At 73.4% G+C, this 13,845-nt stretch carries 13 protein-coding genes; 7 read left to right on the top strand and 6 right to left on the bottom strand.

The annotated features are described in order from the left end of the window. Window positions 1–39 precede the first annotated feature (39 nt). Genes AC07FK_RS24445 through AC07FK_RS24435 form a run of 3 tightly spaced genes read left to right on the top strand, consistent with a single transcriptional unit; the run spans window position 40 to window position 3,849 of the window. Window positions 40–1,224 (top strand): thiolase family protein, encoded by a 1,185-nt coding sequence (locus AC07FK_RS24445; RefSeq protein ID WP_479107067.1) that lies wholly within the window; start codon window positions 40–42, stop codon window positions 1,222–1,224. A 3-nt stretch (window positions 1,225–1,227) separates the two neighbouring features. Beyond that, a complete protein-coding gene (locus AC07FK_RS24440; RefSeq protein ID WP_479107066.1) occupies window positions 1,228–2,400 on the top strand; it encodes a 4-hydroxybenzoate 3-monooxygenase in 1,173 nt (390 codons plus the stop codon). 12 nt (window positions 2,401–2,412) lie between these two features. Next, a complete protein-coding gene (locus AC07FK_RS24435; RefSeq protein ID WP_479107065.1) occupies window positions 2,413–3,849 on the top strand; it encodes a benzaldehyde dehydrogenase in 1,437 nt (478 codons plus the stop codon). 83 nt (window positions 3,850–3,932) lie between these two features. On the opposite strand, the gene trxA is transcribed toward AC07FK_RS24435, so the two are convergent. Beyond that, window positions 3,933–4,328: a thioredoxin gene (trxA, locus tag AC07FK_RS24430; protein ID WP_479107064.1), complete on the bottom strand. Its 396-nt coding sequence runs from the start codon at window positions 4,326–4,328 to the stop codon at window positions 3,933–3,935. A gap of 116 nt (window positions 4,329–4,444) precedes the next feature. Between trxA and AC07FK_RS24425 the strand changes: the two genes are divergently transcribed. Then, window positions 4,445–5,893 carry a dihydrolipoyl dehydrogenase family protein gene (locus AC07FK_RS24425; RefSeq protein ID WP_479107063.1) on the top strand — a complete coding sequence of 483 codons (1,449 nt, stop codon included), beginning with the start codon at window positions 4,445–4,447 and terminating at the stop codon, window positions 5,891–5,893. A 184-nt stretch (window positions 5,894–6,077) separates the two neighbouring features. Beyond that, window positions 6,078–6,281 (top strand): cold-shock protein, encoded by a 204-nt coding sequence (locus tag AC07FK_RS24420; RefSeq protein ID WP_479107062.1) that lies wholly within the window; start codon window positions 6,078–6,080, stop codon window positions 6,279–6,281. A gap of 129 nt (window positions 6,282–6,410) precedes the next feature. Here the strand turns inward: AC07FK_RS24420 and AC07FK_RS24415 are convergent, their stop codons facing one another. From AC07FK_RS24415 to clpX, 3 genes are all read right to left on the bottom strand, one after another. After that, window positions 6,411–7,193 (bottom strand): VOC family protein, encoded by a 783-nt coding sequence (locus AC07FK_RS24415; RefSeq protein ID WP_479107061.1) that lies wholly within the window; start codon window positions 7,191–7,193, stop codon window positions 6,411–6,413. 194 nt (window positions 7,194–7,387) lie between these two features. Further along, entirely contained in the window at window positions 7,388–8,362 is a 975-nt protein-coding gene (locus tag AC07FK_RS24410) for a hypothetical protein (protein WP_479107060.1), read from the bottom strand. 111 nt (window positions 8,363–8,473) lie between these two features. Beyond that, the gene (gene clpX / locus AC07FK_RS24405) at window positions 8,474–9,808 is read right to left on the bottom strand and encodes an ATP-dependent Clp protease ATP-binding subunit ClpX (protein WP_479107059.1); all 1,335 of its coding nucleotides are present in this window, start codon (window positions 9,806–9,808) and stop codon (window positions 8,474–8,476) included. A 127-nt stretch (window positions 9,809–9,935) separates the two neighbouring features. On the opposite strand from clpX, the gene AC07FK_RS24400 reads away from it, so the two are divergent. After that, complete coding sequence (locus AC07FK_RS24400; RefSeq protein WP_479107058.1) at window positions 9,936–11,069, top strand: TetR/AcrR family transcriptional regulator; 1,134 nt, start codon at window positions 9,936–9,938, stop codon at window positions 11,067–11,069. Between the two features lie 157 nt (window positions 11,070–11,226). Here the strand turns inward: AC07FK_RS24400 and AC07FK_RS24395 are convergent, their stop codons facing one another. Next, window positions 11,227–12,519 (bottom strand): alpha/beta family hydrolase, encoded by a 1,293-nt coding sequence (locus AC07FK_RS24395; protein WP_479107057.1) that lies wholly within the window; start codon window positions 12,517–12,519, stop codon window positions 11,227–11,229. 292 nt (window positions 12,520–12,811) lie between these two features. Here AC07FK_RS24395 and AC07FK_RS24390 point away from each other — a divergent pair, with 292 nt between their 5' ends. Continuing rightward, entirely contained in the window at window positions 12,812–13,333 is a 522-nt protein-coding gene (locus tag AC07FK_RS24390) for an ATP-binding protein (RefSeq protein WP_479107056.1), read from the top strand. A 58-nt stretch (window positions 13,334–13,391) separates the two neighbouring features. Here the strand turns inward: AC07FK_RS24390 and AC07FK_RS24385 are convergent, their stop codons facing one another. Next, window positions 13,392–13,754 (bottom strand): tetratricopeptide repeat protein, encoded by a 363-nt coding sequence (locus AC07FK_RS24385; protein WP_479107055.1) that lies wholly within the window; start codon window positions 13,752–13,754, stop codon window positions 13,392–13,394. Window positions 13,755–13,845: the final 91 nt, after the last annotated feature.

The following is a 13,845-nucleotide window of genomic DNA, read 5'->3' as shown; positions in this document are numbered from 1 at the left end:
CGCGAACACTGAAAACTCCACGACTCCGGGAGAGACCCGATGAGCATCCGCGACGTCTACATCGTCGACGCCGTCCGCACGCCGATCGGCAAGTTCGGGGGTGCCCTCTCCTCCGTGCGTCCCGACGACCTCGCCGCGCACGTCGTCAAGTCGCTCGTCGCCCGGACGCCCGACCTCGACCCGGCCAGGATCGACGACGTCTACTTCGGCGACGCCAACGGCGCCGGCGAGGACAACAGGGACGTCGCACGGATGGCCGTGCTGCTCGCCGGACTGCCCGTCTCCGTCCCCGGCGTCACCGTCAACCGCCTCTGCGGCTCGGGCCTTGAGGCCGTCATCCAGGCCGCCCGCGCCGTGGCCCTCGGCGACGCCTCGGTGGCCGTCGCCGGCGGCGTGGAGTCGATGTCCCGCGCTCCCTGGGTCCTCCAGAAGCCCGAGCGCGCCTTCCCCGCCGGCCACCAGGAGCTGCACTCGACCACGCTCGGCTGGCGCATGACCAATCCGCGGATGCCCGACGAGTGGACCGTCCCGCTCGGAGAGGGCGCGGAGCTGATCGCCGACAAGCACGGCATCACCCGCGAGCAGCAGGACGCCTTCGCGCTGGCCAGCCACCAAAAGGCGGCCAGGGCGTGGGCGGACGGCCTGTACGACGGCGAGGTCGTCCCGTACGGCGGCGCGGACCTCTCCCGCGACGAGTGCGTCCGCGAAGGATCGTCCATGGAGGCGCTGGCCAAGCTGAAGCCCGTCTTCCGCAAGGACGGCAGCGTCACGGCCGGCAACGCCTCGCCGCTCAACGACGGCGCCGCCGCGCTCCTGCTCGTCGACGAGGAAGGGCTGCGCGCCACCGGCCGCGAGCCGCTCGCCCGCATCCGCACCTCCGCCGTCACGGGCATCGAGCCGCAGCTCTTCGGCCTCGGTCCCGTCGAGGCGGTCCAGCGCGCGCTTGCCAAGGCGGGCAGGTCCTTCGCGGACCTCACCACCTTCGAGCTCAACGAGGCCTTCGCCGCCCAGTCCCTCGGCTGCCTCGCCGAATGGCCGGATCTCGACCCCGCCGTGGTCAATCCGCGGGGCGGCGCCATCGCCATCGGCCACCCGCTCGGGGCCTCCGGCGCCCGCCTCGCCGGATCCGTCGCCCACCAGCTCGCCGCCGCGGGTTCGGGCACGGGCCTCGCGGCCCTGTGCATCGGCGTCGGCCAGGGCCTCGCGCTCGTCCTGGAGCGCTGACCGGTGCGTACGCAGGTGGGAATCATCGGGGCCGGCCCGGCCGGTCTCCTCCTGGCCCGGCTGCTGCACCGGGCGGGAATCGACTGCGTGGTCCTGGAGAACCGGACCCGCGCGTACGTCGAACAGCGCCAGCGCGCCGGCATCCTCGAACAGGGCACCGTCGACGCCCTGCGCGCGTGCGGGGCGGCCGACCGCCTCGACGCCGAGGGCCTGGTGCACCACGGCATCGAGCTGCGCTTCGACCGGCGGCGCCACCGCATCGGCTTCCCCGAACTGACCGGTGGCCGGTCCGTGACGGTGTACGCCCAGACCGAGGTCGTCAAGGACCTCGTCGCACTCCAGCTGGCCGAAGGCCCGCCCCTGCTCTTCGAAGCGCAGGCCCTGGCCGTCGAGAAGCCGGAATCCGGCCAGCCGGTGGTCCGCTTCACGCACGAGGGCCGGGAGCAGACCCTCGCATGCGACTACGTCGTCGGCTGCGACGGCTTCCACGGCATCGCGCGCGCCGCCGTCCCGGACGAGGTCCGACGGACGTACGAGCGCACGTATCCCTACTCCTGGCTGGGCGTCCTGGCCGATGTCCCCCCGTCCTGCGACGAGTTGATCTACGCGCGCGGCGAGGACGGCTTCGCGCTGCACAGCATGCGCTCGCCGAGCGTCTCGCGCCTCTACCTCCAGGTGCCCAACGGCACCGACCCCGCCGACTGGTCCGACGAGCGGATCTGGGACGAGCTCGACCGGCGCTTCGCGGTCGACGGCGACTGGAGCCTCGCGCGCGGCCCGATCACGGCCAAGTCCGTGACGCCGATGCGCAGTCACGTCACCGAGCCCATGCGGTACGGGCGGGTCTTCCTGGCCGGGGACGCGGCGCACATCGTGCCGCCGACCGGGGCCAAGGGGCTCAACCTGGCGGTGTCGGACGTACGGATCCTGGCCCGGGCCTTCGAGCACCACCACGCCACCGGCTCCGGTGAACTCCTCGACTCCTATTCGGACTTGTGTCTGAGGCGCGTGTGGCAAGCCACCCGTTTCTCGTACGACATGACTACGATGTTGCACCGTCAACCAAGTGAGGACGCGTTCGACACCCGAGTGCGTCTCGCACGGCTGCACCGTCTCGCTGCCTCCGAACCCGCCGCCGCGGAACTGGCCGCGAACTACACAGGACTGCCTCTCTGACTGGAGATCCGCATGCCCCTGCTCGACCCCAAGACCTGGCAGCCCGTCCGGCTCTCGGGCGGTGAGTCGGACGTCGTCGAGCCGGCCACGGGCGCATCGCTCGGCCGTGTCACGCTCGCCACCGCGGACGACGTCCGCACGGCCGCCCGGACCGCCGGGGCCGTGCAGACGGCATGGGCCCGTACGCCCCACTTCGCGCGGGCCGCCGTGCTGCGCCGCGCCGGTGACCTCTTCGCCGCGCACGCCGACGAGCTGCGGGAATGGCTCGTCCGGGAGTCGGGTTCCATACCCGGCAAGGCCGATTTCGAGCTCCACGTCGCCGCCCAGGAGTGCTACGAGGCCGCCGCGCTCGCGTCCCGCCCCACCGGGCAGGTGCTGCCGAGCGAGGCGCCCCGGCTGTCGTACACACGACGGGTGCCCGCCGGGGTGGTCGGCGTCATCGCACCGTTCAACGCCCCGCTGATCCTCTCCATCCGCTCGGTCGCCCCCGCGCTCGCGCTCGGCAACGGCGTACTGCTGAAGCCCGATCCGCGCACGGCGGTCTGCGGCGGCCTCTCCTTGGCCGCCGTGTTCGCCGAGGCGGGGCTGCCGGAAGGGCTGCTGCACGTCCTGCCGGCCGGGGCCGAGGCCGGGAAGGCGCTCGTCGCGGAGCCGGACGTGCCGGTCGTCTCGTTCACCGGATCCACGGCCGCGGGCCGCGCGGTGGGCGAGGCGGCGGGGCGCGCACTCAAGCGCGCGCACCTCGAACTCGGCGGCAACTCCGCCCTCGTCGTCCTGGAGGACGCGGACCTCGAAGGGGCCGTCGCCCAGGCGTCGTGGGGATCCTTCTTCCACCAGGGCCAGATCTGCATGACCACGGGCCGCCACCTCGTGCACGCCTCGCTCTACGACGAGTACCTGGAGCGGCTCGCCGCCAAGGCCGACTCCCTGGCCGTCGGTGACCCCCACCGGGAGAAGGTGCACCTGGGCCCGATCATCGACCGGGGCCAACTCGACAAGATCCACGGCCTGGTGGAGGCCAGTACGGCGGGCGGCGCGAAGCTCGTGGCGGGCGGCGCCCACAGCGACCTCTTCTACCGGCCGACCGTGCTCGCGGGCGTGGAGGACGACACCCCGGCGTACGCCGAGGAGGTGTTGGGCCCGGTCGCGCCGGTCCGCTCCTTCACCACCCTGGACGAGGCCGCGGCCCTGGCGTCGGCGAGTCCCTACGGGCTCTCCCTGGGCATCGTCACCCGCGACACCGCGCTCGGGGTGCGGCTCGCCGACCGCATCCCGACCGGCATCGTGCACATCAACGACCAGACGGTGAACGACGAGGCGGTGGCGCCCTTCGGCGGGGTCGCCGCCTCGGGCACGGGAGCGCGCTTCGGCGGCGAGGCGAACCTGGAGGCGTTCACCGAGGTGCGCTGGACGACGATCCGCCGCGAACCGGCTGACCACCCCTTCTAGCCAGGACGCCGAGGCACGCGAGAGGGCCCGGCCGTACGTACCGGCCGGGCCCTTCTCCGCACTCTCCGTGCTCCGCGCCGCGCCTAGCCCGCTTCCCGGGTGTCCTGTGCGCCCTGCGCGGCCTTCGCCTCTTCGACGGACTTGCGGACCTCGTCCATGTCGAGGTTGCGGGCCTGTCCGATCACGTCCTCGAGCGCGGCCTCCGGCAGCGCGCCGGGCTGGGCGAACACCGCCACGTTCTCGCGCACGATCATCAGGGTCGGGATCGAACGGATCTCGAAGGCCGCGGCCAGCTCCTGCTGGGCCTCGGTGTCGACCTTGGCGAAGACCAGGTCGTCGTGACGCTCGGACGCGCTCTCGAAGACGGGAGCGAACTGCCGGCAGGGACCGCACCAGGAAGCCCAGAAATCAATCAGGATGAAGTCGTTGTCCGACACGACCTGATCGAAATTTTCCTTGGTGAGCTCGACGGTGGACATGGTGTGCTCCTCTTCCTGGCATAACGGGCGAAGCCGTCCCGGACAACGGCCTGCGGGCTCGCGATATTCCGCCTGCCCGGCTGGCCACGGCCCACACCCCCGACCAGACTGCCCGTATGACGAATCCAGTGGATGCGGCGGCACCGGCCGAGTACGACGTCGTGGTGGTCGGGGCGGGGCCCGTCGGCGAGAACGTGGCGGACCGCGCCCGGGCGGCCGGACTGACGACGGCGGTGGTCGAGAACGAACTGATCGGCGGCGAGTGCTCGTACTGGGCGTGCATGCCCAGCAAGGCCCTGCTGCGCCCGGTGACCGCGCGCGCCGACGCCCGCCGCGTGCCCGGACTCAGGGCGTCGGTGCGGGGGCCGCTCGACGTGTCCGAGGTCTTCGCGCACCGCGACTACTACGTGTCGAACTGGAAGGACGACGGTCAGGCCGGCTGGCTGGAGTCGATCGGCGTGGACATCCACCGGGGCCGGGGCCGGCTCGACGGCCCCCGCCGGGTCACCGTCGAGGCCCCGTCCGGTGAGCGGTACACCCTGACGGCGCGGCACGCGGTGGCGGTCTGCACCGGCAGCCGCGCCGTCGTGCCCGACCTGCCCGGCGTGGCCGGGGCGAACCCCTGGACCAGCCGCGAGGCGACCAGTGCCGGGAAGGCGCCCGGCCGCCTCGTGGTCGTCGGCGGGGGAGTGGTCGCCGTGGAGATGGCCACGGCCTGGCAGGCGCTCGGCTCCCGGGTCACCCTGCTCGTACGCGGAGAGGGCCTGCTCGCCAGGATGGAGCCCTTCGCGGGCGAGCTGGTCGCCGAGGCCCTCGCGGAGGCCGGCGCCACCGTGCGCACCGGAACCTCCGTCGCCGCGGTGGAGCGCGCCGGGGGCGGCGACGGCCCGGTCACCGTCGTCCTCGACGGCGGCGAGCGGATCGAGGCCGACGAGGTGCTCTTCGCCACCGGCCGCGCCCCGCGCACGGACGACATCGGCCTCGACACGGTCGGTCTGAAACCCGGTTCCTGGCTGACGGTCGACGAGAGCTGCCGCGTGGAGGGCAGCGACTGGCTGTACGCCGTGGGCGACGTCAACCACCGGGCGCTGATGACCCACGAGGGCAAGTACCAGGCGCGCGTCGCGGGTGCGGCCATCGCCGCCAGGGCGCACGGCGAACCGCTGGACACGGCCCTCTGGGGCGCGCACTCCGCCACGGCCGACCACGCCGCCGTACCCCAGGTGGTCTTCACCGACCCCGAGGCCGCGGCGGTCGGCCTCACGCTCGCGGAGGCCGAGGCGGCGGGGCGCCGGGTGCGGGCGGTCGACTACGACATGGCGTCCGTCTCGGGCGCCGGCCTGTACGCCGACGGCTACCGGGGCCGAGCCCGCATGGTCGTGGACCTCGACCGCGAGACGGTGCTCGGCGCCACCTTCGTGGGCCCGGGCGTCGCCGAGCTGCTGCACTCCGCCACCGTGGCGGTGGCCGGCGAGGTACCGATCCCCCGCCTGTGGCACGCGGTCCCGGCCTATCCGACGATCAGCGAGGTGTGGCTGCGCCTCCTGGAGGCGTACCGGGGCTGAGGGGCGTTCCGCCGGCCGAATTCCGCTGAGTGCCCCGGCGAGTCGGGCGGAGTTCCACCGACACGGAAAACAGGTCGATTCACAAGCGGGGTCGGGATGGCAAGGTGCAGGAGCCGCAGTTGCGATACGGCTGCGGCCGGCGCGGCGATGGCCGGGCCGTGGTACGGAACAAAGGATCGAACTGATGGCAACAGGCACTGTGAAGTGGTTCAACGCGGACAAGGGCTTCGGGTTCATCCAGCAGGACGAGGGCGGCCCGGACGTGTTCGTCCACTTCTCCGCCATCCAGACGCAGGGTTTCAAGGAGCTCCACGAGGACGACAAGGTCGAATTCGACGTCACCCAGGGCCCCAAGGGCCCGCAGGCGGAGAACGTCACCCTCAGGTAGCGCCCCGCCGTGCCGCCCGGCCCCGCGCCTGACCGCCGGGGCCGGGCGCCCCCACGCGCGGCGCCCTTCCGGCCCTCCCCGGGGCGGACGCCCGCCCCGCGGAGGGGTGGAGGCCGGGCGGGCCGCAGGTCAGGACTGCGGCGGCGTGGGCTTGAGGACGGCGTAGGTCGCGCCGAAGGGATCCGCGAGCCAGGCCAGCCTGCCGACGTCCGGGATGTCGGCGGCGGGCATCACGACCGACCCGCCGTTCCCCTGCGTCCTCGCGACGACCTCGTCGGTGTCCTCCACGGCGAAGTACGGGATCCAGCGCGGCTCCTCGGAAGCGTCCCGGAGCGCGGCGACCCCGCCGAACGAGGCGTCCTGCTGGTCGCCCTCGGCGGTGGAGAGCACCGTGTACGTCATGCCCGGCGCGTCCATTTCCTGCGACCGCCAGCCGAACAGCGTGCCGTAGAAGCGCAGCGCCGCCGCCGGATCGCCGGTGTGCAGCTCCGCCCAGCACAGGGTGCCGGGTTCGGAGGCCCTCTCCAGCCCCTTCGTCTCGCCCGGCTGCCATACGGCGAACTCCGCGCCGCCCGGGTCGGTGAGCGCGGCCGTCCGCCCGGCGTTCATCACGTCGAACGCCCCGACGCGCACGGTCCCGCCGCCCTGCTCGGCCGTCCTCACCGTGGCGTCGGCGTCCGGCGTCCGGAAGTACACCGTCCACGCGGAGCTCGCGCCCTCCTCCGTCAGCGGCCCGAGGGCGGCGACCGTCCCGCCGTCCAGCTGGAAGAAGCCGTATCCGCCGGCCTCGGGGCCCGCCGACAGGAAGTCCCAGCCGAAGACGCTCCCGTAGAAGGCGGCGGCGGCCCCGGTGTCCGGACTGCCGAGGTCGAGCCAGTTGGGGGACCCGGTGACGAAGTCGGTGCTCAGCATGGGTGGTACGCCCTGCCTCTCTGGAGGTGTGCCGCTGGAGGTGTGCCGCGCGGGTGGCCGACGGAGCACCTGCCAGCCTTGCCGATCGCGTCCATGCGGGGTCGGCCGTCACGGTGGCGCAGACCCGGTTTCATCCTCATGGACCAGCGGAGCGGCGTACCGGACACCCGCCCTCGCAGGTGGCTGACGCTTCGTCAGTGCTGGTGGTCCGGCGCCTCCGTCCCGTGCCGGCCGGCCGGCGGCTCGCCGTTCACCGCCGCCTTCCCGGCTTCGACCGTGAAGGCGGCGGTGCGCACCGTGCCGTCGTGCTGGAAGTCGAGGAACAGGCGGTACGTTCCGGGACTCGGCGCGGTGGCGGTGAAGGACACCTCGGGACCGGGCTCGGTGGCGCCGTCCCCCGGCTCGCCGTTGGGGTGCACGTGGAGGTAGGCCAGGTCGCCCGCGCGCAGGGCGACGAGGTGGCCGTAGGCGCCGAGGTAGGGCTGCAGGTCGGTGACCGGCCTGCCGTCCTTCTCGACGTTCAGCCGGAGCTCGCCGCTGCGCCCGGAACGCAGCCCGCCGGTGAGGGTGACCTCGTACCCGTCGACCTTCGCGGTGGTGGCGGGGGCCGGGACGCGGGCGGGCCGGTATGTGCCCGAGACGGCCAGGTCGGCGCCGAGCGTCAGTGCCTCGGCGCCCTTCTTCGCGGGCTTGAAGTCGGCGAAGGCCCGGTAGCCGCCGGCCGCGGGCAGGTCGGCGGACGTGCTCCAGGTGCCGTCGGCGGCGCGGCTCGGGTGGAGGTGCCGGTAGACGGTCAGGTCGCGCGAGGCGACGATGAAGTGCAGCTCCTTCCCGTGCTCCCGCTCGAACGCGGTGACCTTGCGGCCGTTCTCGTCCTGGATGGAGAAACGGAGCCCGGCGCGCTCGCCGGCCGCGACCCGCGGGGTTTCGAGGGCGAGGGTGTAGCCGCCCTCCGAGACCTGCAGCCCCCCGGCCGCCGCCTTCTCGCCGCCGTGTTCCGCGTGTCCGCCGCCGGCCGGCTTCCTCTCCGCCGCCTCCCCGTGCCTGTCGTGGCCGGCGGGCCGCTCGTCCGCCACGACGGGCCCGACGCCCTTGCCCACGCCGTACGCCGCCCCGAACGTCGTGGCTGCCGCTGCGGCGAAAGCTGTGATCTTCAGTCCGGTGTTCATGACGCTCCCCTGGAGGTACGAGCCGCTGCTGAGGTCGCGGCCGGTACGCCCAACATACCCCCCAGGGGTATCAAGTCAAGCCCGGAGGTCCGCTGTCTTCGAGGCGGCCCGTCAGGCCGTCCGGTCCCGGCGCCCCGTTTCCCCGCCCGGCCGCGCACGGGGTACGAGCGCCGGTGCGACGTTGCCCAGCACGGTGTCCCGGTCGATCACGACGCGGGCCACGTCGTCCCGGCCGGGCACCTCGTACATGACGTCGACCAGCAGCTCTTCCAGGATCGCGCGGGCCGCCCTGGCGCCCGTCCGGCGCAGCAGTGCCCGGTCGGCGATCGCGTCGAGCGCCTCCTGCGTGAACTCCAGTTCCACGCCGTCCATCTCGAGCAGCCGCCGGTACTGCTGGACCAGCGCGTTGCGCGGCTCGGTGAGGATCCGTACCAGCGCCGCCCGGTCGAGCGGGCTGACGGCCGACACCACCGGCAGCCGGCCCACGATCTCCGGGATGAGTCCGAACTTCAGCAGGTCCTGGGGCATGACCCCGGCCAGGGGGCCCTGCTCGTCCCGGCCTCCGCGGGCGGCCGGCGCCGCCGGCTCCGAGGCGCCGAATCCGATGCCCCGGCGGCCGGCCCGCTGTTCGACGATCCGCTCAAGACCGGCGAACGCTCCGCCCACGATGAAGAGCACATGGCTCGTGTCGACGGTGATGAACTCCTGCTGCGGGTGCTTGCGCCCGCCCTGCGGCGGCACGTTCGCGGTCGTGCCCTCCAGGATCTTCAGCAGCGCCTGCTGCACGCCCTCGCCGCTGACGTCACGCGTGACCGACGCGCTCTCACCCCTGCGGGCGATCTTGTCGATCTCGTCGATGTAGATGATCCCGGTCTCGGCCTTCCGTACGTCGAAGTCGGCTGCCTGGAGCAGCTTGAGCAGGATGTTCTCCACGTCCTCACCGACGTATCCGGCCTCCGTCAGGGCCGTCGCGTCGGCGGTCGCGAAGGGAACGTCCAGCATCCGGGCGAGGGTCTGGACGAGATACGTCTTGCCGCAGCCGGTCGGCCCGAGCAGCAGGACGTTGGACTTGCCGAGTTCCACGTCGTCCCGGCCGCCGGGGCCGTCAGTACCGTCCGGCCCGCCGCGGGTCCGGCGCCGGCCGGCCGCCGCGCCGACGCGCTTGTAGTGGTTGTGGACCGCGACCGCGAGGGCCTTCTTGGCGTCGTCCTGCCCGATGACGTACTGGTCGAGGAAGGCGTGGATCTCCCGCGGTGTCGGCGGCTTGCGGAGCGCGTCGCCCCGCGCCCCGTCCGGCTCCTCCGCGATCAGTTCGTTGCACAGCCCCACGCACTCGTCGCAGATGCAGATGCCGGCCGGGCCCGCGACGAGCCTCCCGACCTGCTTCTGGCTCTTCCCGCAGAACGTGCACTTCAGCAGGTCGCCGCTGTCACCGATCCGTGCCACCCGGAAACGTCCTCACTCGCTACAAGCACTTGCCAGGGCTTCGAATGGTGCCACCATATGACGTCACCATCTGGATGCCGACGGTATCTTGAACCGACACGGACGGCAACGCAGGCAAGTGAGGACCATGGGCCGGCTCAGCAGGGCGGAGCTCCAGGAGCACAACCGCGCCAGGGTGCTCGAAGCGGCCAGGAGCGAGTTCACCGAACGCGGATTCCCGGGCGCGAAGGTGGACGCCATCGCCGAGCGCGCCGGACTGACCCGCGGCGCGGTGTACTCCAACTTCCCCGGCAAGCGGGCGCTGTACTTCGCCGTACTGGCCGACTTGGCCGAGCGCGTACCCGACCCTCCGCACCCCGAACCCGGCCGCACCGGCCCGGAGGCCCTCGGTGCGCTCGCCCGCGCCTGGATGGCCGGACTGCCGCTCGTCGAAGCCGACTCGGGCGGACGGCACGGAGCGCCCCGCCTGGAACGGCATCTGATGGCGGAGGTCCTCGCCGAGGAGCGTGTGCGCCGGCCGTTCGCGCAGCTGATGAAGCTCGACGCGATCCTCCTGGGGCTGGCCCTGGAGGAGTTGCGGCCGGCCGGTACGCCGCACGCCCGCCTGGTGCGCAGGGCGGAGACCGTTCTCACGACCCTGCACGGCGCGAACCAGATGGCGGACGCCGCACCGGGGTTCATCGACCCCTTCAGCGTCGTCCGGGCCTGCGAACGACTGGCGGGCCTCGACCTCGACGACGCGTGGCCCCCGCCGCACCTGCCCTACGTCCCGCGCGCCCGCCCCGCAGACGAGCTCTGGTCCCCGCCGTCCCTGCCCGACGCCGTGCGGGGCGGGCCGGCGCGGCTGTCGGACGACGGCGTGGTGGCGGTGCTCGGCCTGCACCGGCTCGAAGCCGCCGAGGAAGCGGTACGGGCGGCCCCGCCCGGCGCCACGGTCACCGCCGTCCTGGTCACCGGCGAACCGGCCGAACTGCTGCCGCTGGCACGCCTGGCCGTCGCCGGACTCTGCGGAAGCCTGCGCCGGTCGTTCCCGCCGTCGGCGTGGCCGCGACTCCAGGTGGTGTACGACGCGTCCGGCGCCCTCGCGCGAGCGGCCGGCATTCCGGCCGTGAGCGACGGCACCGAAGCGGCGGTGCGCGTCGCGGCGGGCCGGATCGTCGCCCGCGCCGACGGCCGCGGCGCGTGCCACGCGGCGGCCGCGGCGGAGTGCGGCGGGGTCGGGCCCGCGACCGCGGGCCACCCGGGCGAACGCCGCCTGTGACCCCGCCCGGGGACGCGGCACGGCCCGTACGCCGCGACCGGCGCCGGCTCGCCGGCCGCGGTCGTCCCGGACGGTCCGGAGCCGGCCTCACTGACACCGCCCCGCCGCCCTCCGCCGAGCGGCGCGGGGGCCAGTGACGGTCCGGTGTGACGGACTGTCAGACGCCGGGCCGGCCCAGGTGGGTGGTGAACCAGGTCCGGGCGAGTTCGGCGACCTTTTCCAGGGCGCCCGGTTCCTCGAAGAGGTGCGTGGCGCCCGGGACGACCTCCAAGTGGCTCTCGCAGCGCAGTTGCGCCTGCGCCTGCCGGTTGAGGTCGAGCACCAGCGAGTCCCGTCCGCCCACGACGAGCAGGGTGGGCGCGCGTACGTCGCCGAGTCGCGGCCGGGCCAGGTCGGGCCGGCCGCCGCGCGAGACGACGGCGCCGACCTCGGAGCCGGCCGACGCGGCGGCCCGCAGCGCGGCCGCGGCTCCGGTGCTCGCGCCGAAGTAGCCGAGCGGCACGGACGTGCGCAGACGCAGCCAGCGGGTGGTGTCCACCAGTCGTGCGGCCAGGGTGTCGATGTCGAACACGTTGGCGCGGTGGGTTTCCTCCGCGGGGGTGAGCAGGTCGAAGAGCAGGGTGCCGAAGCCGGCCCGGTTGAGGGCCGTCGCCACCGACCTGTTGCGCGGACTGCGGCGGCTGCTGCCCGAACCGTGGGCGAACACGACGATCCCGCCCGCACCCCCGGGCAGGGTGAGGTCCCCGGCGAGCCGGACGCCGCCGGCGTCCACCTCGACCTGCTCCTCGGCGGCGGCCGTGGAGGTGTGCCCCGGTCGGACGGCGGCCCGGGCCAGCAGGGTGACGACCTCCTCGTCCGAGGTCTGCGTGAAGTCCTCGTACCACTCGCCGACCGCCCGGAACACGGCGGGCGCGGAGAGGCACACGACGTCGTCGACCTGGCCGCTCAGCCGCGCCACGGCGTCGGGCGCCGCCACCGGGACCGCGAGCACCACGCGGGCCGCGCCCTGCGCCCGTACGACCTCGCACGCGGCGGCCGCGGTGGCCCCGGTCGCGATCCCGTCGTCGATCACGACGGCGGTGCGACCCTCCAGTGGCACCCGCGGCCGGTCGCCGCGGAACCGCAGGGCCCGCCTGTCGAGCTCCGCCTTCTCGCCCCGTTCGACCGCTGCGGCCTCGTCCGGCCCGACCCCGCTGCGGCGGACGATGTCGTCGCTGATCACCCGCGCGCCGCCCTCCCCGATGGCCCCGAACCCGAGCTCCCGGTGGTACGGCACGCCGAGTTTGCGTACGACCACCACATCGAGGGGGGCGCCCAGCGCCCGTGCCACTTCGTAGGCCACCGGGACTCCGCCGCGCGGCAGTCCCAGGACGACGGGTTCTTCGGCTTCGAGGTGTCGCAGGGCCGCGGCCAGCCGCCGCCCCGCGTCGGCGCGATCGGTGAACAGCACGGTGGTTCACCCCCAACCCAGGGGAGACGGAAACCACGTCCACACCTGCTTCGAACCAACCCCATCGGTCGCCGCCGCGCAAGTCGGCGGCTTCCCGCGGCCGGCGCAACCGCAGTACGGCATACGGACCCACCCGCGACGGCCCGGGCCTTGAGCCGCACCGGTTGCGGTTCGCTCGTCCGGGAGCCACGATGTCCCTGACCCACTGGTGACTATCGCTCACTCTTCGTGTTCGGGGGTCGTTGCTGCAACGAGGTGAAGCATGTGGGCCTCGCGGTAAGGAGCCACGGCCATGACACTTCCCAGCGACCGGTCTTACGCGGTCGAACTGCACGTATCGGCGGAGCGCGTCTCGCAGATCCGGCGCATCGTCGCCGCTCACCTGCGGCACTGGAATCTCGAGCTGCACATCCAGCCGGTGTGCAGGGGTGTCGAGGAACTTCTGACCAATGTCCACCGCCATGTCGGCGACGACAACCGGTGCGTGGTCGAACTGCGCTGGAACGGCAGGCATCTCACGGCGTCGGTGGCCGACAACGGCCCCCCGATGCCGCGCCTCGCCTCCGCGGGCGGAGGCGGCCTCGCGGCCGTCGCCCGACTGTGCGACAGCTGGGGGACCTGCGGCACCGCCGACGGCAAAGTCGTGTGGTTCACGCGGCGGGTCGCGGACGCGCACAACAGCCCCCTGGTGCCGTGCCCGCCCGTCCCGGGCGTGGGCGATGCCAAGGGTCAGCCGGAGCCCGCTCCCGCTCCCGCGCCGGCTCCGTCCGCCGCCCCCGCCCCCGCCTCCGTCGCGCAACCCGTTCTGGTCTAGCCGAAAGCCCGAAAGACCTCCCGGGAGTGGCCCGGGAGGTCCCGGGACGGCGGCGCGGTCAGTCGGGGAGGTCCCCGGACAGCGCGGCGGCCAGCCGCAGATGCGCGACCGCCTCGCCGCCCTTGCCCTGCCGCTCCAGGGTGCGGCCCAGCATCAGCTGGGCGTAGTGCTCGACCGGGCTGCGCTCCACGATGGAGCGCAGCTCGGTCTCCGCTTTGCCCAGCTGGGCCGAGTGGTAGTACGAGCGGGCGAGCAGCAGACGCGGGGCGAGCTGCTCGGGGACCTCGCCGACCAGGCCGGTGAGGACGCGGGCGGCCTTGTCGTACTCCTTGGCGTCGAAGAAGAGCTGTGCCCGCGCCCAGCGTTCGGCGGCGGTGCCGTGGCTGTAGTAGACGTCGTTCTGATTCGTCTTCACGGACATCGGGGACCTTCCTGTCGGCGCCCCCGGACGGGGGCCGTGCGACAGGGCCAACAGTCCGCAGTGGTTGAACATTCCACCGGTTCTGGCGCGG

It is taken from the genome of Streptomyces sp. NPDC046122, assembly GCF_056429965.1.
The sequence above is the reverse complement of the archived record's forward strand: the minus strand, read 5'-3'. Positions and strand labels throughout refer to the sequence as shown.

Excerpts from the sequence above, each read along its gene's own strand:
- AC07FK_RS24445 (WP_479107067.1), top strand. The coding sequence starts at position 40 with ATGAGCATCCGCGACGTCTACATCGTCGACGCCGTCCGCACGCCGATC.
- AC07FK_RS24435 (WP_479107065.1), top strand. The coding sequence starts at position 2,413 with ATGCCCCTGCTCGACCCCAAGACCTGGCAGCCCGTCCGGCTCTCGGGC.
- trxA (WP_479107064.1), bottom strand. The coding sequence starts at position 4,328 with ATGTCCACCGTCGAGCTCACCAAGGAAAATTTCGATCAGGTCGTGTCG.
- AC07FK_RS24425 (WP_479107063.1), top strand. The coding sequence starts at position 4,445 with ATGACGAATCCAGTGGATGCGGCGGCACCGGCCGAGTACGACGTCGTG.
- AC07FK_RS24420 (WP_479107062.1), top strand. The coding sequence starts at position 6,078 with ATGGCAACAGGCACTGTGAAGTGGTTCAACGCGGACAAGGGCTTCGGG.
- AC07FK_RS24415 (WP_479107061.1), bottom strand. The coding sequence starts at position 7,193 with ATGCTGAGCACCGACTTCGTCACCGGGTCCCCCAACTGGCTCGACCTC.
- AC07FK_RS24410 (WP_479107060.1), bottom strand. The coding sequence starts at position 8,362 with ATGAACACCGGACTGAAGATCACAGCTTTCGCCGCAGCGGCAGCCACG.
- AC07FK_RS24400 (WP_479107058.1), top strand. The coding sequence starts at position 9,936 with ATGGGCCGGCTCAGCAGGGCGGAGCTCCAGGAGCACAACCGCGCCAGG.
- AC07FK_RS24390 (WP_479107056.1), top strand. The coding sequence starts at position 12,812 with ATGACACTTCCCAGCGACCGGTCTTACGCGGTCGAACTGCACGTATCG.
- AC07FK_RS24385 (WP_479107055.1), bottom strand. The coding sequence starts at position 13,754 with ATGTCCGTGAAGACGAATCAGAACGACGTCTACTACAGCCACGGCACC.